Source organism: Zoogloea dura, assembly GCF_012927165.1.
GTDB lineage: Bacteria > Pseudomonadota > Gammaproteobacteria > Burkholderiales > Rhodocyclaceae > Zoogloea > Zoogloea dura.
This window is the reverse complement of sequence record NZ_JABBGA010000003.1, coordinates 347,375-365,421: the sequence shown is the minus strand read 5'-3', so window position 1 is coordinate 365,421 and position 18,047 is coordinate 347,375. Positions and strand designations below refer to the sequence as shown.

21 protein-coding genes are annotated in these 18,047 nt (G+C 66.9%); 14 read left to right on the top strand and 7 right to left on the bottom strand.

Translation table 11 applies throughout. The annotated features are described in order from the left end of the window. Positions 1 to 450 (top strand): hypothetical protein (locus tag HHL15_RS06215; RefSeq protein WP_169144957.1); only part of this gene is annotated, 450 nt, incomplete at its 5' end. 66 nt (positions 451 to 516) lie between these two features. Here the strand turns inward: HHL15_RS06215 and HHL15_RS06210 are convergent. Next, positions 517 to 2,184, bottom strand: coding sequence for an ATP-binding domain-containing protein (locus tag HHL15_RS06210; RefSeq protein WP_169144956.1), 1,668 nt, complete (start codon positions 2,182 to 2,184; stop codon positions 517 to 519). A 116-nt stretch (positions 2,185 to 2,300) separates the two neighbouring features. Between HHL15_RS06210 and HHL15_RS06205 the strand changes: the two genes are divergently transcribed. Beyond that, the gene (locus HHL15_RS06205) at positions 2,301 to 2,765 is read left to right on the top strand and encodes a CreA family protein (RefSeq protein WP_169144955.1); all 465 of its coding nucleotides are present in this window, start codon (positions 2,301 to 2,303) and stop codon (positions 2,763 to 2,765) included. Between the two features lie 14 nt (positions 2,766 to 2,779). Here the strand turns inward: HHL15_RS06205 and HHL15_RS06200 are convergent, their stop codons facing one another. Beyond that, complete coding sequence (locus HHL15_RS06200) at positions 2,780 to 4,078, bottom strand: ATP-binding protein (RefSeq protein WP_206198614.1); 1,299 nt, start codon at positions 4,076 to 4,078, stop codon at positions 2,780 to 2,782. A gap of 229 nt (positions 4,079 to 4,307) precedes the next feature. On the opposite strand from HHL15_RS06200, the gene nirJ reads away from it, so the two are divergent. Continuing rightward, positions 4,308 to 5,501, top strand: coding sequence for a heme d1 biosynthesis radical SAM protein NirJ (gene nirJ, locus HHL15_RS06195; RefSeq protein WP_169144954.1), 1,194 nt, complete (start codon positions 4,308 to 4,310; stop codon positions 5,499 to 5,501). Positions 5,502 to 5,559: 58 nt separating this feature from the next. Beyond that, entirely contained in the window at positions 5,560 to 7,119 is a 1,560-nt protein-coding gene (locus HHL15_RS06190) for a nitrite reductase (RefSeq protein WP_169144953.1), read from the top strand. A 13-nt stretch (positions 7,120 to 7,132) separates the two neighbouring features. On the opposite strand, the gene HHL15_RS06185 is transcribed toward HHL15_RS06190, so the two are convergent. Next, a complete protein-coding gene (locus tag HHL15_RS06185) occupies positions 7,133 to 7,477 on the bottom strand; it encodes a hypothetical protein (RefSeq protein WP_169144952.1) in 345 nt (114 codons plus the stop codon). Between the two features lie 170 nt (positions 7,478 to 7,647). On the opposite strand from HHL15_RS06185, the gene HHL15_RS06180 reads away from it, so the two are divergent. After that, positions 7,648 to 7,887, top strand: coding sequence for a DUF2249 domain-containing protein (locus HHL15_RS06180; protein ID WP_328824997.1), 240 nt, complete (start codon positions 7,648 to 7,650; stop codon positions 7,885 to 7,887). 13 nt (positions 7,888 to 7,900) lie between these two features. Here HHL15_RS06180 and HHL15_RS06175 read toward each other — a convergent pair whose 3' ends face one another. Then, a complete protein-coding gene (locus tag HHL15_RS06175) occupies positions 7,901 to 8,593 on the bottom strand; it encodes a Crp/Fnr family transcriptional regulator (RefSeq protein WP_169144950.1) in 693 nt (230 codons plus the stop codon). A gap of 153 nt (positions 8,594 to 8,746) precedes the next feature. Here HHL15_RS06175 and HHL15_RS06170 point away from each other — a divergent pair, with 153 nt between their 5' ends. The 3 genes from HHL15_RS06170 (at position 8,747) to HHL15_RS06160 (ending at position 11,885) form a co-directional block, all read left to right on the top strand. Then, positions 8,747 to 9,982 carry an NnrS family protein gene (locus HHL15_RS06170; RefSeq protein ID WP_169144949.1) on the top strand — a complete coding sequence of 412 codons (1,236 nt, stop codon included), beginning with the start codon at positions 8,747 to 8,749 and terminating at the stop codon, positions 9,980 to 9,982. 161 nt (positions 9,983 to 10,143) lie between these two features. After that, positions 10,144 to 10,908 (top strand): TerC family protein, encoded by a 765-nt coding sequence (locus tag HHL15_RS06165; RefSeq protein ID WP_169144948.1) that lies wholly within the window; start codon positions 10,144 to 10,146, stop codon positions 10,906 to 10,908. Further along, on the top strand, positions 10,905 to 11,885 hold the full coding sequence (locus tag HHL15_RS06160) for a serine/threonine protein kinase (RefSeq protein WP_169144947.1): 981 nt from the start codon (positions 10,905 to 10,907) through the stop codon (positions 11,883 to 11,885). The genes HHL15_RS06165 and HHL15_RS06160 overlap by 4 nt, the downstream gene beginning before the upstream one ends. Before the next feature lie 47 nt (positions 11,886 to 11,932). On the opposite strand, the gene HHL15_RS06155 is transcribed toward HHL15_RS06160, so the two are convergent. After that, on the bottom strand, positions 11,933 to 12,448 hold the full coding sequence (locus tag HHL15_RS06155; RefSeq protein WP_169144946.1) for an HAD domain-containing protein: 516 nt from the start codon (positions 12,446 to 12,448) through the stop codon (positions 11,933 to 11,935). 135 nt (positions 12,449 to 12,583) lie between these two features. On the opposite strand from HHL15_RS06155, the gene fabI reads away from it, so the two are divergent. Together fabI and HHL15_RS06145 are read left to right on the top strand one after the other, a co-directional pair. Further along, positions 12,584 to 13,363: an enoyl-ACP reductase FabI gene (fabI, locus tag HHL15_RS06150; RefSeq protein ID WP_169144945.1), complete on the top strand. Its 780-nt coding sequence runs from the start codon at positions 12,584 to 12,586 to the stop codon at positions 13,361 to 13,363. Between the two features lie 16 nt (positions 13,364 to 13,379). Continuing rightward, positions 13,380 to 13,973 (top strand): hypothetical protein, encoded by a 594-nt coding sequence (locus HHL15_RS06145; protein WP_169144944.1) that lies wholly within the window; start codon positions 13,380 to 13,382, stop codon positions 13,971 to 13,973. A 48-nt stretch (positions 13,974 to 14,021) separates the two neighbouring features. Here HHL15_RS06145 and HHL15_RS06140 read toward each other — a convergent pair whose 3' ends face one another. Next, entirely contained in the window at positions 14,022 to 14,930 is a 909-nt protein-coding gene (locus tag HHL15_RS06140; RefSeq protein ID WP_169144943.1) for a recombination-associated protein RdgC, read from the bottom strand. A 158-nt stretch (positions 14,931 to 15,088) separates the two neighbouring features. On the opposite strand from HHL15_RS06140, the gene HHL15_RS06135 reads away from it, so the two are divergent. Genes HHL15_RS06135 through HHL15_RS06120 form a run of 4 tightly spaced genes read left to right on the top strand, consistent with a single transcriptional unit; the run spans position 15,089 to position 17,372 of the window. Continuing rightward, a complete protein-coding gene (locus tag HHL15_RS06135) occupies positions 15,089 to 16,141 on the top strand; it encodes an MFS transporter permease (RefSeq protein WP_169144942.1) in 1,053 nt (350 codons plus the stop codon). A gap of 32 nt (positions 16,142 to 16,173) precedes the next feature. After that, complete coding sequence (locus tag HHL15_RS06130; protein WP_169144941.1) at positions 16,174 to 16,572, top strand: hypothetical protein; 399 nt, start codon at positions 16,174 to 16,176, stop codon at positions 16,570 to 16,572. Between the two features lie 6 nt (positions 16,573 to 16,578). Continuing rightward, positions 16,579 to 16,935, top strand: a complete 357-nt coding sequence (locus tag HHL15_RS06125) for a transcriptional regulator (protein ID WP_206198613.1) — start codon at positions 16,579 to 16,581, stop codon at positions 16,933 to 16,935. 11 nt (positions 16,936 to 16,946) lie between these two features. After that, entirely contained in the window at positions 16,947 to 17,372 is a 426-nt protein-coding gene (locus HHL15_RS06120) for a hypothetical protein (RefSeq protein WP_169144940.1), read from the top strand. Here HHL15_RS06120 and bluB read toward each other — a convergent pair. Then, a complete protein-coding gene (gene bluB / locus HHL15_RS06115) occupies positions 17,361 to 18,047 on the bottom strand; it encodes a 5,6-dimethylbenzimidazole synthase (protein WP_169144939.1) in 687 nt (228 codons plus the stop codon). The genes HHL15_RS06120 and bluB overlap by 12 nt on opposite strands.

The window sequence follows — 18,047 nt, the reverse complement described above, 5'->3', positions numbered from 1 at the left end:
TCAGAACCGAGTACCCACACCTATCGGTTGTTCATCTTTTTAAAGAACTGCTGCATCAGCAGCGAAGAGGTGCGCATTATACAGAGCTTTTTGTCTCCGTCAAGAACTTTGTTTGCCGAAGCAGTTCGTCGAGTTTCGCCGAACAACAAAGCCTTGATTCGCAGGACCCGGAAACTTCTTCCAGACCCCCTCTCCACCACTCCAGCGCTACGTTTCCGTTTGCGCTGCAGCGAAGAGGTGCGCATTCTACAGAGCTTTAAAACCCTGTCAAGCATTTGTTTCCAGCAGAAAACCGCTCAAAAACAAAACCGCTCAACGCAGATTCCAGATCACATCCGGAACCCCCTCACCGCCTCAGCACTACGTTGCCGTTTGTGCTGCAGCGAAGAGGCCGAATTATATACAGCTATCAAATGGCGTCAAGGGGATTGGAAAAATAAATCCAGCTGAACTTCTGCATATATATACACGCCACCACATCCTTCACATCGATGCCAGCACTCGTCGCGGCATGCACTATCCACTGACGCCGGAGATATCTCCTTCTTGCCCCTTCAGGCGCAACTGCAGAGCAGGAGCTGAGCGCGCCGACACTACCAGCACCAGCTTGAGGGTGGCCCGGGTGGCACCGACAAAGAGGCGGCGCACGGCCCGTTCGTCGAGCTGCTCGAAGTCGATCTCGGTGAAGATCACGCATGGAGCCGCACGCCCCTTGAAGCGCAGCACTGAATCGATGAGCACATCCCCCGCGCTCAGCACCGGGTTGCCCAGCAGGTCGTAGCGGCCTGTGGGGGCACGCAGGGCATGCGGCCCAAGGCGGGTGAGCGGGGTCAGGACCGAATGCTCGCGCCCCCGATAGGTGATCACCGCGATCTGCGAGCGCTTGAAGCCGAGACCGACGGCGCGCGTGACGGCATGGGCCGTGATCAGGGCCAGCTCGTCCGACCCAGCATACGTGAGGATATCCACCTCCGGGCCGGCCAGCGGACTCCCCGCGACAACCGGGACCGGAAGCAGCGGATTGAGCAGGGCCAGGATGTCCCGCGGGCTGCGATAATTGGTTTCCGAGCGCAGGCACACCCAGCCGGGCAACACTGCCGGCGGTCTGCCGTAGAGATTCTGCAAAGGGTCTTCCAGCCACCAGGCGCGACCCTCCGGACGCAGGAAACGGAGCAGGTTGTCGGCCCAGCCGGCCTGGAAATCCTGCCCCTCGTCTACGATGATCTCGTCGAAGCAGTCGGCGACGGCCGGCGCATGGGCATCCAGCAACGCCTCCAGGCGGGCGAACGCATCCGGCTGGCCGAAGTCGGGCACCTGCCCGAGGCCCCGGCTGACCCGGTCGGCGAGCTGGTGGTAGGTGGCAACCTCACCGCCAGGCGGGGCGATCAAGGCGATGTGATCAGCCAGCGGACGGTTGTAGCACACGTACAGGGGACGCCGTCCGGCAGCCAGCGCATCCCGGAACGCGGCCATGGCCAGCTGGGTCTTGCCGGAGCCCGCGGTGCCGATCACGCGCAAGCGGAAGGGCGTGCATTCGATACGTCGCGCCCATTCGGCCAGACCACCGGAAAGGCGGGTAGTGAGCGCATCGGCCTGGCTGGCGATGGCATCGACCTCGGGCACCAGCCGCAGCAGGTCCGCCATGAAACGATGGATGCGTTCCCGGCGGGGCAACGCCTCTCCCGACACCGGCAGGATGGAACGGACGATGGCGGCCAGGTGTTCGCGCCGGGTCGCATCCACGATGCGTGCCGGATCGAGGCCCGCCGTACCGGGGCTGCGCACCGTGTAGTCGGGACAGTAGAGCAGCGCCTCGAGCGGTACCTCCTCACCCGCGCAGGCATCCCGCAGGCGGGCGGCCAGGGCCGACGCAGTATGCGCAAGCTGCACCTGCAGGCCGTGCCCCCTGCGGGCGTTGCGTGTCACCAGCCCGTCCGGGGACTCGGCCAGCAGGCCGGACTTCTGCTCGATCAGCAGGACCTTGCCGGTCGGGCCGACCACCGCAAAATCGATGTCGCCCGCCAAGGCATGGTTGCCTTCGGCGATACGGGTCCAATGCACGCCATGGTAGATGGCGTAGCGCTCGTCGAGGCCTTCGGCCAGCACGGCCAGCGTCTCGATTTCCCGCTGTGCGGCACCGCTCGCCTTCAGCTCCCGCCAGCCTTCGGGATGAATATGTGCCATGACTTTCGGTTAGAGTGGATTGGTGTGGAGGGCCACCAGCTGCGGCCCCGCCATTGTGTCAGCCCCTGCGGAGCCCGGCCATGCCGGCCGGGTCCGGTTTTCGAGGATACCGTCCGATGCGTTCGTTCTCCATCGTGCTGGCAGCTGCCAGCCTGCTCACCGCCCCCCTCACCCGGGCCGACACGGTCGGCTGCGTCACGACCGCCTGGAAGCTGGTGGGCGCCAATCACAAGATCTGCGTCGAGGCCTTTCATGATGCGAAGGTCCCGGGCGTCACCTGCCACGTGAGCCAGGCCCGCACCGGGGGCGTCGCCGGCAGCCTGGGGCTGGCCCAGGATCCTTCCCAGTTCTCGCTGGCCTGCCGCCAGACCGGCCCGATCAGCCTGCCGGCCAAGCTGCCGGAAAGCGAAACCGTGTTCTCGGAGGACACCTCGGTGCTGTTCAAGGAAACCCGTGTGTTGCGGCTGTGGGACAAGGCCAACAATACCTTGGTCTATCTGGCGGTCAGCCGCAAGCTGATCGACGGGGCGCCGGCCAACAGCCTGTCCACCGTGCCGGTCATGCCGTGGGGCAGCCGCTGACACCGCCTCGCCGATCAATCCGTCGCGCCGACCTGTCCGATGGGCAGGGTCACGGTAAATGTGGTGCCCTTGCCGACTTCACTGCTCACTTCGATGCGCCCATGGTGGCGGTCGACGATACCCCATGACAGGGATAGGCCCAGCCCGGTGCCCTGGCCGACCGGCTTGGTGGTGTAGAAGGGCTCGAAGACGCGTTGCAGGTCATCCGGCGCAATGCCCCGGCCGGTATCGCTGATGCTGACCCACACCTGATCGTCTCCCCGGCACCCGGTGCGGATGGTGATGTCGCCCTTGCCCTCGATGGCCTGGGCGGCATTGACGATCAGGTTCATGAACACCTGGTTGAGCTGGGAGCCGAGGCAATACACCTGGGGCAGCTGGCCATACTCCCTGATCACCGTGCAGTGGTACTTGAGCTGGTTTCGCGCCATGTTCAAGGTGGACTCCAGGCCTTGGTGCAGGTCGGTCCAGTGCCATTCCGCCGTGCTCATATGGGAATAATCCTTGAGGTCGCAGACGATCTTGCGTACCCGGTCGACACCCTCCTGGGACTCCTTGAGCAGCGAAACCACATCCTCTCGCAGGAAATCGTAATCGGCCTGGCGGCGCAATTCCCCGACCCTGGCGAAAGGCGCGGCATCGGCGCAGGCCGCAGCCCCGTCCGCGTAGGCATCGATGATGGCGAAGAGATCCTTGAGGTAGCCCTCCAGCGCACCCAGGTTTGATCCGACAAAGCCAACCGGGTTGTTGATCTCGTGGGCGACGCCCGCCGCCAGCTGACCCAGTGAGGCCATCTTCTCGGCCTGCATGAGCTGCATCTGGGCCTTTTCGAGGGCATGGGCGCCATCCTCGACCTTGTGGCGCAGACGCTGATTGTTGCGGAAGAGCATCTCGCGGGCGGCCTTGGCCTGCAGCTGGACCTGCACACGTGAATTGACGATAGCGGCGCGGACCGGCTTGTGGATGTAATCCGCGGCCCCCAGCTCGAAGCCCTTCTGCTCGCTCTCCTCGTCGATCATGGCCGTCACCATGATGACGGGGATATCCGCGGTCGAGGGCTCCCCCTTGAGGCAGCGCAGCACTTCGAAACCATCGAGGTCCGGCATCATGACATCGAGCAGGACGAGATCCGGACGGGGCTCGGCGACAACCATCTCCAGCGCCTCGAGGCCGCTGCCCGCCATGAGCACATTCAAATCCCCCGGCAGGATGCCCTTCAGCACCATACGGTTGATGGGCTCGTCATCCACCACCAGGATCGTGCGGCGGCGGGGCTGGGGCTCCGGGGCACAAGCGTCCTTCTCATCCATCATCGGACATCCATCAATAGAAACACAACGAATTTGGCAATTTATTATGATTTTATCGATTTATAGGATCGCCACGCTGTGTGATCTTACCCGGATCGACTGCCCTCCGGCGCTTTCGTTCCGGCGCTGCTGATGCTCGCTGGCGAAGATATCCCCCGCGGTTGATACCCATCAAGGCCGCCCGGTCTTTGAGCACCGGACAATCACCCCACACCCCCCGGAAGGTCAGGCCATGTTCCGCATATCCAGCTACATCCGCGAAGTCGCCGCCCCCACGCCCCTCGCGCCACGCCGCCATCCCCCCGGCCCCGTGGTGATCTGGAACCTGATCCGGCGCTGCAACCTCACCTGCAAGCACTGCTATTCGATATCCGCCGACAAGGACTTTGCCGGCGAGCTGGACACCGCCGAGGTCTTCCGCGTCATGGACGACCTCAAGGCCTTCCGCGTCCCCGTATTGATCCTGTCCGGCGGCGAGCCCCTGCTGCGCCCGGACATCTTCGAGATCGCCGGCCGGGCCAAGGCCATGGGCTTCTACGTGGGCCTGTCCTCCAACGGCACCCTGATCGACGAGCACAAAATCGACGCCATTGCGGCCACCGGCTTCGACTACGTGGGGATCAGCCTGGACGGCATCCGCGAGACCCACGACCGCTTCCGCCGCCTCGACGGCGCCTTCGACCGGTCGCTGGCCGGCCTGCGCCGCTGCCGCGACCTGGGCGTGAAGGTCGGGGTGCGCTTCACCCTGACCCAGGACAACGCCGCCGACCTGCCCGGCGTACTGCAGCTGGTCGAGGACGAAGGTATCGACCGCTTCTACTTCTCCCACCTCAATTACGCCGGCCGGGGCAACAAGAACCGCGCCGACGACGCCCGCCACCAGATGACCCGGGACGCCATGGAGCGGCTCTTCGATACAGCCTGGGACTGCGAGCGACGCGGCCTCGACAAGGACTTCACCAGCGGCAACAACGACGCCGACGGGCCCTTCTTCCTGCACTGGGTGCAACGCCGCTTCCCCACCAGGGCCACCCACATCGAGGCGAAGCTGATGCAATGGGGCGGCAACTCCAGCGGCGTCAATGTCGCCAACATCGACAACCTGGGGCTGGTGCACCCGGACACCATGTGGTGGCACCACACCCTGGGCAACGTCCGCGAACGCCCCTTCGGTGAGATTTGGAGCGATCTGTCCGACCCCTTGCTGGCCGGGCTCAAGCAATCGCCACGGCCGGTAACAGGGCGCTGCGCCGGCTGCCGCTACCTGACCATGTGCAACGGCAACACCCGGGTCCGCGCCCAGCAGCTGACCGGGGACCCCTGGCAGGAAGACCCGGGCTGCTACTTGGACAATGCCGAGATCGGCGTGGCCGAGGGCGAACGCCTCGAAGTGAAGCCCTGGATCCGCCTCGCCCCGGCCGCCTGAAGCCGAGCCTGACACCCAAGGCGCTCCGCCCCCTCTCTTCACCACGGAAGAACGCAGCATGAAAACCCTGCTCACCGGCCTCGCCCTCGTTGTGCTGGCCTGGGCCGCTCCCGCCGCTGCCGTGGCCCCCGCCCCCGAGCTGTACACCCAGCACTGCCTGAGCTGCCACGGCGCCGGCCGCCTGGGTGGCATGGGGCCGGCCCTGCTGCCCGAGAGCCTGGAGCGCCTGAAGCGCAAGGACGCCGTCGCCACCATCCGCGACGGCCGCGCCGCAACCCAGATGCCGGCCTTCGGCACCGTCCTGTCGGCAGACGAGATTGAGGCCCTGGCCGACTGGATCCAGTCCCCCGCCAGCCCGGCACCGGCCTGGAGCGAAGCCGACATCCGCGCCTCGCGGCTCGAACCCTACCCGCCCGGCAGCCTGCCCGACAGCCGCCAGGGCGAGGTGGCCAAGGCCGACCCGATGAACCTCTTCATCGTCGTCGAAGCCGGCGACCACCACGTCAGCGTGCTCGACGGCGACCGCATGGAGCGGATCTTCCGCTTCCCGTCACGCTACGCCCTGCACGGCGGGCCCAAGTTCACGCCGGACGGCCGCTACGTGTACTTTGCTTCGCGGGACGGCTGGGTCAGCAAGTTCGACATCTGGAACCTGAAGGTGGTGGCCGAGGTGCGTGCCGGCCTCAACACCCGCAACACGGCTGTCTCCAGCGATGGACGCTACGTGGCGGTGGCCAACTACCTGCCCGGCAACCTGGCCATCTTCGATGCCGACCTGCGCCTGATCAAACTCATCGACGGGCGCAATCTCAAGGGCGATGCGCGCTCCCGCCTGTCGGCGGTATATGACGCCGCGCCCCGCAAGAGTTTCATCATCGGGCTCAAGGACCTGCCGGAAATCTGGGAAGTCTCCTACGACCCCGCCGCCCAGCCCATCCACGACGGCTACGTGCATGACTACAAGATGGGCGAGGCGATCGCCACGCCGGGCTTCCTGAATCCGCGCCGCACCCAGCTCGATGAAGTCCTCGACGACTTCTTCTTCACCCAGGACTACACCCACGTCGTCGGCGCGAGCCGCGAAGGGCGCGGCCAGGTGATCAATCTGGATGTGCGGCAGGCCATCACCCGCCTCGACCTGCCCGGAATGCCCCACCTGGGCTCGGGCATCTCCTGGCTGCGCGACGGCCATCGCGTGGTGGCCAGCACCAACCTCAAGGATGCCCGGGTGTCCGTGATCGACCTGCAGGACTGGCGCACCGTGGCCACCATCCCGACCCTCGGCCCGGGCTTTTTCCTGCGCAGCCACGAGAACAGCCCCTACGCCTGGGTGGACTCGATGATGAGCCCCACCGCCCGGGACACCCTGCAGGTCATCGACAAGCAGACCCTCGAGGTAGTGGCGCGGGTCCGCCCCGAGCCGGGCAAGACCTTCGCCCACGTGGAGTTCGACCGGCATGGCCGCTACCTGATCGCCAGCCTGATGGAGAAGGACGGCGCGCTGCTCTTCCTCGATGCCCGCACTTTCCAGGAGATCAAGCGCCTCCCGGCCTCCAAGCCGATCGGCAAGTACAACCTCTACAACAAGATCCAGCGTTCGGAAGGAACCAGCCACTGAAGCGGCCGGACGGCTAACAGCCCAGGTCTGCGCGCTTGGCCTGGTAGAGCCGGCGACGGGCGTTAAGCTGCTCGATGGTGGCCTGGGCGCGGGGTGTCTGCAGCGCAGCATCCGCATCGCGGACCACCTCGAGCAGCTCTTCGCAGAGGGCTTGATGCGCCTTCGGATCGAGGCTCCTGCTCACCTCCAGGCGCTCCGCCACCGGCGCCGGCTGGGGCACGTCGACCGGCGGCGCGACCGGCGGCAGCTCATCGGATGGCACGGGAAGCCGCGGCCCCAGGGCCCGGTAATGATCGGACCAGTAGGCGATACCCGTTGCGATCAGCAGGGCGGCAAGGAGGGCGGAACCTTCCCTCACGGTTTCATCTCATTCGGCATGGCGCGGAATGTAGCATCCGGATGCCCGGATCGGGGTGCCACGGCGCGGGCCGCGGATGTTCGACCTTGAGCCGGGTCAAGGCCCGGCGGCCCGGCGAGGGCCACTCTATGCTTCGTTTTCCTGCCATTGCCGCCCTGGAGGGCCGATCCGTGCCGACTTCCCCCAACCCCGTGATCATCGACGCCCGCGGCCTGATGCCGCCGGAACCCCTCAACCTGACGCTGGAAGCCCTCGACACCCTGCCTCCCGACGGCGAGGTGATCCTGCTGCTGTACCGGGAGCCGACACCGCTTTATGACGTTCTGCGCCGCAATGGCTACACGCATCGCACCGAGGTGAACAGCGATGGCGAATTCGCCATCCACATCCGCCACGCCGGCGCCGACTGAGGCCGCCGCCGGCCTAGTCGTGCTCGGCCAGGCGTGCCGCGTCGTGGATCACGATGTGCTTGCCCTGCACCGAAATGAGGCCGGCATCGGACAGCTCGTGGAAGATCCGCGACAGGGTCTCGGGCGTCAGGCTCAGGCGGGAGGCGATCACCTGCTTGCTGGTCGGCAACTCAACAGCGTGCTCGCCCTTGGGCACACAGGGGGTGCTTTCGGCCAGTTGCAGGAGGTAGCCGATGACCCGCTGGGTGGAGGAACGCAGGGCGTAGGATTCGACGTCCCGCACCATGGTGTGCAGGCGGATCGACATCCCCGCCAGCAGCTTGCGGGCAAAGCGCGGATCCTGCTCGATCTGGCCGAACACCGCACCGGAACCGATGTGCAGCACCAGCGTGTCGGCCAGCGCCTCGCCCAGCACCGGGTAGGGCTGGTCAAGGAACATCACCGCCTCGCCGAAGCTCTGCAGGGGCCCGAGGATCTCCACCACCTTTTCGTTACCCTGGGCGGAGGTGAAGGCCAGCTTGACCTGCCCCCAGACGACCAGGAAAAAGCCCTTCGGCTGATCGCCCCGCTGGAACAGGCGATCGCCTTTCTGCAAACGCCTTTCCCGGGTGGCCGCCGCCATGTGGGCCAGATCTTCGGGAGACAGGGCGCTGAACAGGGGCATGCGGCTCAACAGGCCGGGAATGTCGATTTTGTCGGTGGACATGCTGGAACCCTCAAAAAAACGCCGGGCCGCCCCAAGTATGCTTGCCCCCACGAGGGGGCGGGCGGGATGCAACCCGGGATTCTAACCCTGTCCCTCCCCCTGAGCCGATTTCCGGCCCCCTTCTAACCCCCCCGGTCAGCGAGCTACCTCCTAATGGATAATCCTGCCTCCCCTGCCCGCAGCGGCCCCCCCAGCAACATCCTTTTCGCGGCCCCTCACCGCCCCTTCTTCCTGGCGGGCGTGCTTCAGGCCACGCTGGCCTTCGTGCCCTGGGTGTGGGAGCTGCTCTCCCGCATCACACCGCTGCCGGCTCCCGTGTGGCCCTGGCCGCCGGGCTGGGTACACGGCCTGGTGGCGGCCTATGGCATCTTTCCCTTCTTCGTCTTCGGCTTCCTGCTGACTGCGATGCCGCGCTGGCAAGGGCTGGCCGACACCCCCGGCAGCGCCGCGAAGCGCCCCTGGCTGCCTCTGGTAGCGGGCTGGCTGGGCTTCTATGCGGGGCTGGCACTGGACCTGGCCGCCCTGCGCGTCATCGGCCTGCTGCTGGTCACCGTCGGCTGGGGGCTGATGCTGGTGGCCCTGAAACCGGTGGCCTTCGCCCCCGGCAAACCGCGCCTGCACCCCGCCACCGCCTGGTATGCCCTGGCCGCCGGCACCCTGGGCCTGCTTGCCTGGACGGGCTTCGCCGCATCGGGCAACCCGCTGCTGGCCCGGATCGGTATCGAGGCCGGCCTGTGGTGGCTGCTCGCCCCGCTGTTCACGGTGGTCAGCCACCGCATGATTCCTTTCTTCTCGGGATCCGTGCTGCCCGCCTACACGCCCTTCAAACCCACCTGGACGCTCGCCGTGCTGCTTGGTGCCAGCGTGCTCCACGGCGCCTTCGCCATGGCCGACCACGCCGCGTGGTCGTGGCCGGTGGACCTGGTCGCCGCCGCCACCGCGCTCTGGCTGAGCTGGAAATGGCAGTTCCGGCGCAGTTTCGCGGTGCGCCTGCTGGCCATGCTGCACCTCGGCTTCCTATGGGTGGGCATCGCCTGGCTGCTGGCCGGCCTGCAGGGGCTGCTCCATGTGGCGGGCATCGACACCCTCGGGCTGGCGCCGCTGCATGCGCTGGCGGCCGGCTTCTTTGCCACCATGACCCTGGGCATGGTGTCGCGGGTCAGCATGGGACACTCGGGACGCCCCCTGGTCGCCGACGGCCTGACCTGGCGGCTCGGCCTGGGGCTGCACGGGGTGGCCACCCTGCGCGTGCTGGCCGATGTCGTGCCGGCCGCCCACGGAGTCTTCGCCGCCCTCGCCGGCATCGGCTGGCTGATCGTCTTCCTGCCCTGGGCCTGGCGCCTCGCACCGATCTACCTGCGCCCCCGGGCGGACGGCAAGCCGGGCTGAAGAGACTTGTCCGGGCACGGCGGTCCCCCTGGTCCCGCCGCGCCGACTTGGCCGGCCTGCCCGGGCAGGCACGGGGGTGCGCCTTCGTCATCATTTCGTGCGAACATTCGCGACCGGAGCGCCGCGAGGCCGCCGATTCCGCCACAACCGATGACACCCCTATGGAATTCCTGACCGACCCGCAGTTGCTGATCGCCTTCCTCACCCTCACCGCGCTGGAGCTGGTGCTGGGTATCGACAACGTGATCTTCATCTCGATCCTGGTGGATAAACTGCCACCGGAAAAACGCGCCTTCGCCCGCCGCCTCGGCCTGTTCCTGGCCATGTTCATGCGTATCGGCCTGCTGATGGTGCTGTCCTGGCTGGCCGGACTCACCGAGCCCATGGTCACCGTGCTCGACCACGGCTTCTCCGGCCGCGACCTGATCCTGCTGGCCGGCGGCCTGTTCCTGGTCTGGAAGAGCACCCAGGAGGTCCACCAGCTGATGGAGGGCGAGGAAGGCGAAGCCTCCAGCGCCGTGCAGGCCACCTTCGGCGCGGTGATCATGCAGATCATCCTGATCGACATCGTCTTCTCGCTGGACTCGATCATCACCGCCATCGGCATGGTCAACAACCTGCAGGTGATGATCGCCGCGGTGGTCGCCTCGGTGGGCCTGATGATGGTCGCCTCCGGCCCGATCGGCGAGTTCGTCTCCCGCCACCCCACCGTGAAGATGCTGGCCCTGTCCTTCCTGCTGGTGATCGGCGTGGTGCTGATTGCCGACGCCTTCGGCCATCACGTGCCCAAGGGCTACATCTACTCCGCGATGGCCTTCTCGGTGCTGGTGGAAATGCTCAACCTGCGCATGCGCACGAAGCACGCCGCCAAGTCCGAGCCGGTCAAGCTGCATGAGCCCTACGTACGCGAGGGCGGCAAGCAGTGACGGCCCCCTTCGGGCCGCTGACTCCGGATTTCGTTCTGACTGCGGTGGAGGCCACCGGCCTGCGCTGCGACGGCCGGCTGCAGACCCTCAACAGCTACGAGAACCGGGTCTACCAGGTCGGGATCGAGGACGCAGCGCCCCTGGTGGTCAAGTTCTACCGCCCGGAACGCTGGCGCGACGAGGCCATCCTCGAGGAGCACGGCTTCCTGGCCGAGCTGGCGGAGGAGGAGATCCCCGCCGTGCCCGCCCTGGACATCGGCGGACACAGCCTGCACCACCACGAAGGCTTCCGCCTGGCCCTGTTCACCCGTCGCGGTGGACGCGCCCCCGAACTGGACGACCCGGCGGTGCTGGGCTGGCTGGGCCGCTTCCTGGGGCGCATCCACGCGGTGGGCGCCCGCCGCCCATTTGTCGACCGGCCCGACCTCACCCTCCGCAGCTTTGGCGAGGAACCGCGGGACGAACTGCTGCGCAGCCCCTTCCTGCCACCGGATCTGCGCAACACCTGGCAATCGGTGGCAGACCAGGCCCTCGACGGCGTGCGGCGCTGCTACGAACGGGCCGGCGTGCTGCCGCAGATCCGCCTGCACGGCGACGTGCATGGCGGCAACGTGCTATGGACCGATGCCGGACCGCACTTCGTGGATTTTGACGATGCCCGCAACGGGCCGGCGATCCAGGACCTGTGGATGCTGCTGTCCGGCGATGCGCCGGCGATGGCCCGCCAGCTGGACCACGTACTGGAAGGCTATGAGCAGTTCGCCGGATTCGACCCGGCCAGCCTGCACTTGGTGGAAGCCCTCCGCACCCTGCGCCTGATCCACTACGCGGCGTGGATCGCCAAGCGCTGGGACGATCCGGCCTTCCCGGCGGCTTTCAGCTGGTTCGACAGCCCGCGCTACTGGCAGGACATGATCCTGGCCCTGCGGGAGCAGGTCGCCCTGATGGACGAGTCGCCACTGACGCGGCAGTTCTGAGGCACTACCGGGATTGTTGGGGTGGCTTCAGCCCCCCTGCCGGGTACTCAGCCTGCGGCCGCCTCGGCCTGGACTTCCCCGGCGCGGAAGGCGTCCAGCATACGGCGCAGGCGGCCGGCGTCCTCGTCCGTAAAGCCCTGCTTGAAATCGGTCAGCACGAGGCGTGGCCGGGTCGGCCAGTTGCCGGGGGCATCGTCGATGGCCAGCCACTGGGCATCCGGGGCCCGGCGCTCCAGCCACTGGCGGGCTTCCCGCTCACGCAGGCCGTAGAGCTCGTTCGGGTTGCGGGGAAAGATGGTGGGGGAACAATCCACCACCCGCGGGCGGATGTCCTCGGCAAAGCGGGCCGCCAGCTTGGTCAGGGAAAACAGGGTCCGCCAGTCCGACGCGATCACCACCCGGGTCTCCGGATACTCCCGCAACACCGACTCCAGCAGCGGCAGGCAGCGGAAATCCTCCGCTTCACCCCACGGATGGGTCACCCCGTCGAAGTCGAGGAAGACATAGACCGGGCTTATCGCGGCGGTCTCGGCCGGCAAATTTTCGGGCGTTTTTTGATGCATCGCAACACGGGCCCTGTGGAATATCGGAAACTCGTCGTTAACCGAATAATGACTACGCAACAGTCACCTTGCACTATTCTAAGGTGAGCCGATGTTGCAGCGCAGTACTATTTCTCGATCCAACGGAGTGAATACATGAAACCTATCATCAACCTCGAAGGCAAGGTGGGCTTGATCACCGGCATCGCCAACGAAAAATCCATTTCCACCGGGGTCGCCGAATCGTGTATCGAGGCCGGCGCCAAGGTTGTCATCACTTACCAGAACGAGAAGACCCTCGCCTTCCTGGAGCCCATCGTCTCCCGCCTGGGCGTCGAAGACGTACTGCTGCTGGACGTGACCAAGCCCGAGACCATGGACGAGGTCTTTGCCACGATCGACGCCAAGTACGGCAAGCTCGACTTCGCCATCCACTCCATGGCCTTCGCCAAGCGCGACGACCTGCACGGTCGCGTGGTGGATACCTCGCCGGACGGCTTTGCCCTGGCCATGGACGTGTCCACCCACTCCTTCGTGCGCCTGGCCCGCAAGGCCGAGCCCTTGTTCGAAAAGGCCGGTGGCGGCTCACTGATCACCATGACCTACCTCGGCAGCGAGAAGGTCATCGCCAACTACGGCGTGATGGGTCTGTGCAAGGCCGCCCTGGAAGCGGCCACCCGCTACATGGCCTTCGAGCTCGGCCCCAAGAACATCCGCGTCAATGCCATCTCCCCGGGCCCGCTGATGACCCGCGCCGCCTCCGGCATCGCCGGTTTCGACGGTCTGATGGCTGCAGCGGTGGACCGCTCCCCGCTGCACCGCCTGGTCACGCCGGAAGATATCGGCGCTCTCACCGCCTTCCTCGTCTCCGACGCTGGCCGCAATATGTCCGGCGGCGTACACTTCGTGGATGCAGGTTACAACATCATCGGATGACGAACGTCGATCCACGATGATCGACCGAGGCAGCGCCGGGCTCGAACAGGGGGCTGAAACCCCCCGTATCGCCGACCCGGTGCCTGCCCATCCCCTGCTGGACGGTCTGCCTGAACTGGGGCGGGGGGAATCCTCCATCGTCCTCGATCCAGGCGACGGCCAGCGGGTCTTCAAGGTGGTCAGCTCCCCCGCCGACTACTACTACCTCGCCGCCGACGACCGGCCGCAAGGCATTCACTTTCCCCGCCTGATCGCCGACCACGGCGTCATCGGCAAATCCAGTTCCGGCTATTCCTTCCGCCTGCTCGAGATCGAGCGCCTGCAGCCCGTCTCGGGTGAGGCCGAAAGTCAGGCCCGGCGCCTCTCCGGCGCCTACTGGGAAGGGTGCGAAAAATGGGCCAACATGGGCGTCAACCGCGGCCGCCTGGCCCTCTACCACATCACCCAGGCGCCCCCGCCGGAGCTCCCCGCAAGCCTGGTCCAGGCCATCGCAGCGCTCTCCGACTTCATCGAGGAATACCCGGTGCAGCCGGACATCCTGAATCCCTACAACCTGATGATGCGCGCCGACGGCACCCTGGTGCTGTCCGATCCGGTGTTCCTGCCCTGAGCCTGCAGGAGCGGCTTCAGCCGCCCCTGCATGGACCTGCACGCCCCCTCAGATCACCGCGTCCTTCACCTCGCCGCCCAGCACTTCGAGCAGGGCCGGGATCAAGCGGCCCAGTTCGCCGCTCATCAGGGCAAAGTCGGCCTGCATCTGCATGTCGACGGCATCGGCCTGACGCTCGGCCTCTTCCTTGATCACGTCGAGGAAGGCGACCCGCTTGATCTCCATCTTCTCGGTGAGGATGAAGGAGACCCGGTCATCGAAGGTCAGGGCCAGGCGGGTCGGCAGCTTGCCGGCGGCCAGGTGGTCCTGCACGTCCTTGCCGTCGAGGGCGTGGCGCACGTAGCGCACCGCGGCCTTCTCGTCGGTCACCGCGCGCAGCTCGCAATCCAGGTCGATGGTGAAGTTGCCGGTGGCCTCGTTGGCGACGAGCCAGCCGGTCATCACCGACACCGGCGACAACTCGGTCTTGACCATCTTCACCGGCAGTTCGTCCAGGGTGTCGCGCAGGGCGTCCAGCACCTCCTCGGCGCGCGCCGGGCTGGAGGCGTCGATCACCAGCCAGCCGCCGATCGGGTCGATCCAGGTGTACACCTTGCGACGGCGGGTGAAGGCGCGGGGCAGCAGCTCCTGCAGCACTGCCTCCTTGATCTCCTTCATCTGCTTGCGGCCCGGCTTGAAGCCCTGCTGAGCCTCGATCTGCTCGGCCTTGTCAGCGGCCACTTCGTTCACCACCGAGGACGGCAGCAGCTTCTGCTCGACGGTCAGGGCGAGCAGAAACTGGCCCTGCACCGCCAGCACGAAGCGGTCATCCTTGGTCGGCGAGCTCCAGCCCCGGGTCGCCATGTCCTGGCTGCCACAGGGCACGAAAGGCCGCGCGGCGAGCTTTTCGTTGAGGGCCTCGAAGCTCAGGCCCCAATTCACGGGGAGGCGGTAGATCTGGAGATTGCGGAACCACATGGCGGCGAGTAATCCGTACTGAAGGAAAAGAGGCGGCATTGTAGCGGCTCGCCGCGGCGGCGCCAGACCGTTCGGCGGATGTCCATGACGTTGACACTCTGAAATGCAGAGTTATAAACTCTGAATCACAGAGCAAATGCCGAAGGAATGAGTCCACCATGGCCGACCCGATCACCCGCCAGCTCGACAGCATCCAGTCCATGCTCGTCCGCGGCCAGCGCAACCTCCGCATGGAACGCCACAGCCTGGTGTTGTGGGGCCTCGCCGGTGCCGGCCTGTTCCTGTCCAGCGACCTCATCCTGACCGCCGAACAGATCCCCGACACGACCCGGCGGGCTCTCGCCTGGCTGGCCTGGATCGGCCTGGTGCTGGGGGGGGCCGGCTGGGTCGACTGGCACCTCACCCGGCGGGTCAAGGCAGCCCGCGACGAGACCTGGTCCTTCATCCATCGCCAGGTGGTCAAGCTGCTGTGGCTGCTGATGGGCATCGGCACCCTGTTCACCTTCGCCACCTTCTTCTTCGGCGGCGCCTACATGCTGTGCACCGTCTGGCTGGTGATGATCGGCCTGTCCCTCTACGTGCATGGCCTGTTCTCGGAAGAAGTGCTGGAGTGGGCCGGCGGCATCATCATCGCCATCGGGGTGGCCGGCCTGGCAGCGCGGCTGCCCTTCGAGACCATGAAATGGATCGCCGCATCGGTGTTCGGGCTCGGCCTGCCTCTGCTGTCCCTGCTGCTCGACCATGGCCGCGAGCGCCCCTTCGCGCTGCGCCTGGCCCAGGCGGCCGGGTGGTCGGTGGCAGTGCTGGCCGCCCCCCTGCTCGGTCACCGCTACGCCTCGGGCCTGATACCGCCGGAGGCGCCGATCAGCTCCCTGGCCGCCTTTCAGGCCGGCGCCAGCACCGGCGGCCTGCATATCGTCAGCCTGCCCGCCGGGACCCGGGTGCCTGTCCGGGTGGACGTCTCCGGCGACCTGTTCCGGCCCGCGCCCGACGCCATCCTGCCCCTGACCCTCGACCAGCCCCTGGAGATCCTCCTGCGCGACGGCCAGCCCACCGGCGACGTACGCGCCCCCGGCGGCCCCTGGGTGCTGGCCCGGGAAACCCACTGGATCTCCATCCCCTGGATGAAGGCCAGCCTCGATCCAGCCCACGGCCCACAGGTGGAATCCGCCCTGGTCGTGGACTTCAAGGGCGGGGCCGCCCGCCAGTGAGCATCACCCCTTTCACCACAAGGAGTTTCACCATGATCCTGCGTCTCGCCACGGCCGCCCTGGCCACCCTCACCCTCGCCGGCTGCGCCAGCTTCGGCGCCCCCACCGCAGACGAACTGGACCGCCTGCCCGTCGTACGTTTCGGCGACGCCGCTCCGGCCGGCCAGCCCTACATCCTGCTCTACCCGGCCGGCGCGCCCCTGCCGGTAGAGGCCCTCATCCATGGCAGCCTCCTCGAGGGCGAGGCCCGCAGCACCCTCACCGTGCGCACCCGCCAGGACCTCTACACCTACAAGCACTGGGCCAGCCTCGACGGCAAGAACTGGAAAGCCGGCCACGATGTGGTGGGCGGCAACTTCGAAATCCGCGTGCCCGGCGAAAAGGACGGACGCAATCCGGGCTCGATGCGGGCAGAATTCAACCTGAAATAAGAACCGATGCCCGCCACCACGCGGGCCACCCCGCCCATGGAAGCGCTCGACCCCCTCCTCCACCAGCCCCTGCGCACCCAGCTCGCCGCCTTCCTGGCCGGGGCCGGGGAGGCCAGCTTCAGCGAGCTCAAGCAGAATCTCGGCGTCTCCGACGGCAACCTGGAGTCACACCTCAAGAAGCTGATCGCGGCCGACTACGTGTCCCTGCGCCGCAGCGAGGGCCCCGGCCGGGCCCAGACCCGCTACACCCTGACCCCCACCGGGCTGGATGCCCTGCAGCGCTACATCCAGGCCCTGCAGAAGCTGCTGCCCCTGGGCAACGGCCGCAGCAGCGGCGCCCTCGGCGATGCGCTGGCCGGCTGAGGGGGCAGACGATGAGACTTCCCACCGTGGCACGCCAGGTGCTGCGCATCGTCCTGCTGCCAGCGGTGATGCTGGCCGGCTTCATTCTCTACGGGCAATCGATCGGGCTGGCAGATGTATTGATGCCCGTGCCGGAAGACCGTCGGCTGGCGCTGCCCATCCTGATCAGCCAGGGCTTTCTGGCGGCCACCCTGAGCGCGGCCGTGGCCTGCTTTCCGCTGGCCTGGCTGTACGGGCGGGCGGCGCCAGGCGTGGCGGTACTGATCACGCTGCCGGTGCTTTACATCGCCGGCCCCGATCTGCTGCGGCAAGACCTGCGACTTGAAACCATGTTCATCCACGCCCTCGAACTGGCCAGTTTCGTGATCCTGCTGGTGGGTGCCACCTGGCTGGCCCGCCGCTACCTGACTGAGCGGCGGCGGGACTCACACGGCTGAGGGCAGCGGCGCCTCAGCGCGCCAGCCGTTCTCGAAGACCACGGTCTCGAGGGGCATGCGCTCGGCCCACTGGTGGATCTCCAGCATCGGCCGCGGGTAGAAGGCCTCCACGTGGCCGATGCACAGGATGGCCACCGGGCGGGCTCCCGCCGGCATGTGCAGCAGTTCGGCCAGGGCGACCGGATCGAAGATCGACACCCAGCCCAGCCCAATGCCCTCGGCGCGGGCCGCCAGCCACATGTTCTGGATGGCGCAGGCCACCGAGGCCAGATCCATCTCCGGCAGCGTGCGGCGACCGAAGACATGCTTCTCGCGCCCGTCGGAGAGGGCTACCACCACCACCTCGGCGGCCTCCAGCAGGCCCTCCACCTTGAGGTGCATGAACTCCTCCTCACGTTCCCCGAGGGCCCGCGCAGTGGCCCGCCGCTCCGCGTCCACCAGGGTGTGCATGCGCTCGCGCAGGCCCCGGTCGGTGATGCGGATGAAGCGCCAGGGCTGCATGTAGCCGACGCTGGGGGCGTGGTGGGCAGCCCACAGCAAACGCCCCAGCAGGGCCGGGTCCACCGGGTCGGGGAGGAAGTGGCGCATGTCGCGACGCTCCGCGATGACGCGGTAGACCGCCGCCACGTCGGCGTCCGGGAAACGATTGCGCGAGGTGTCGATGGGGTCGGCCAT

Excerpts from the sequence above, each read along its gene's own strand:
- HHL15_RS06210 (WP_169144956.1), bottom strand. The coding sequence starts at position 2,184 with ATGGCACATATTCATCCCGAAGGCTGGCGGGAGCTGAAGGCGAGCGGT.
- HHL15_RS06205 (WP_169144955.1), top strand. The coding sequence starts at position 2,301 with ATGCGTTCGTTCTCCATCGTGCTGGCAGCTGCCAGCCTGCTCACCGCC.
- HHL15_RS06200 (WP_206198614.1), bottom strand. The coding sequence starts at position 4,078 with ATGATGGATGAGAAGGACGCTTGTGCCCCGGAGCCCCAGCCCCGCCGC.
- nirJ (WP_169144954.1), top strand. The coding sequence starts at position 4,308 with ATGTTCCGCATATCCAGCTACATCCGCGAAGTCGCCGCCCCCACGCCC.
- HHL15_RS06190 (WP_169144953.1), top strand. The coding sequence starts at position 5,560 with ATGAAAACCCTGCTCACCGGCCTCGCCCTCGTTGTGCTGGCCTGGGCC.
- HHL15_RS06175 (WP_169144950.1), bottom strand. The coding sequence starts at position 8,593 with ATGTCCACCGACAAAATCGACATTCCCGGCCTGTTGAGCCGCATGCCC.
- HHL15_RS06170 (WP_169144949.1), top strand. The coding sequence starts at position 8,747 with ATGGATAATCCTGCCTCCCCTGCCCGCAGCGGCCCCCCCAGCAACATC.
- HHL15_RS06165 (WP_169144948.1), top strand. The coding sequence starts at position 10,144 with ATGGAATTCCTGACCGACCCGCAGTTGCTGATCGCCTTCCTCACCCTC.
- HHL15_RS06155 (WP_169144946.1), bottom strand. The coding sequence starts at position 12,448 with ATGCATCAAAAAACGCCCGAAAATTTGCCGGCCGAGACCGCCGCGATA.
- fabI (WP_169144945.1), top strand. The coding sequence starts at position 12,584 with ATGAAACCTATCATCAACCTCGAAGGCAAGGTGGGCTTGATCACCGGC.
- HHL15_RS06145 (WP_169144944.1), top strand. The coding sequence starts at position 13,380 with ATGATCGACCGAGGCAGCGCCGGGCTCGAACAGGGGGCTGAAACCCCC.
- HHL15_RS06140 (WP_169144943.1), bottom strand. The coding sequence starts at position 14,930 with ATGTGGTTCCGCAATCTCCAGATCTACCGCCTCCCCGTGAATTGGGGC.
- HHL15_RS06135 (WP_169144942.1), top strand. The coding sequence starts at position 15,089 with ATGGCCGACCCGATCACCCGCCAGCTCGACAGCATCCAGTCCATGCTC.
- HHL15_RS06130 (WP_169144941.1), top strand. The coding sequence starts at position 16,174 with ATGATCCTGCGTCTCGCCACGGCCGCCCTGGCCACCCTCACCCTCGCC.
- HHL15_RS06125 (WP_206198613.1), top strand. The coding sequence starts at position 16,579 with ATGCCCGCCACCACGCGGGCCACCCCGCCCATGGAAGCGCTCGACCCC.
- HHL15_RS06120 (WP_169144940.1), top strand. The coding sequence starts at position 16,947 with ATGAGACTTCCCACCGTGGCACGCCAGGTGCTGCGCATCGTCCTGCTG.
- bluB (WP_169144939.1), bottom strand. The coding sequence starts at position 18,047 with ATGGCCGACCCCATCGACACCTCGCGCAATCGTTTCCCGGACGCCGAC.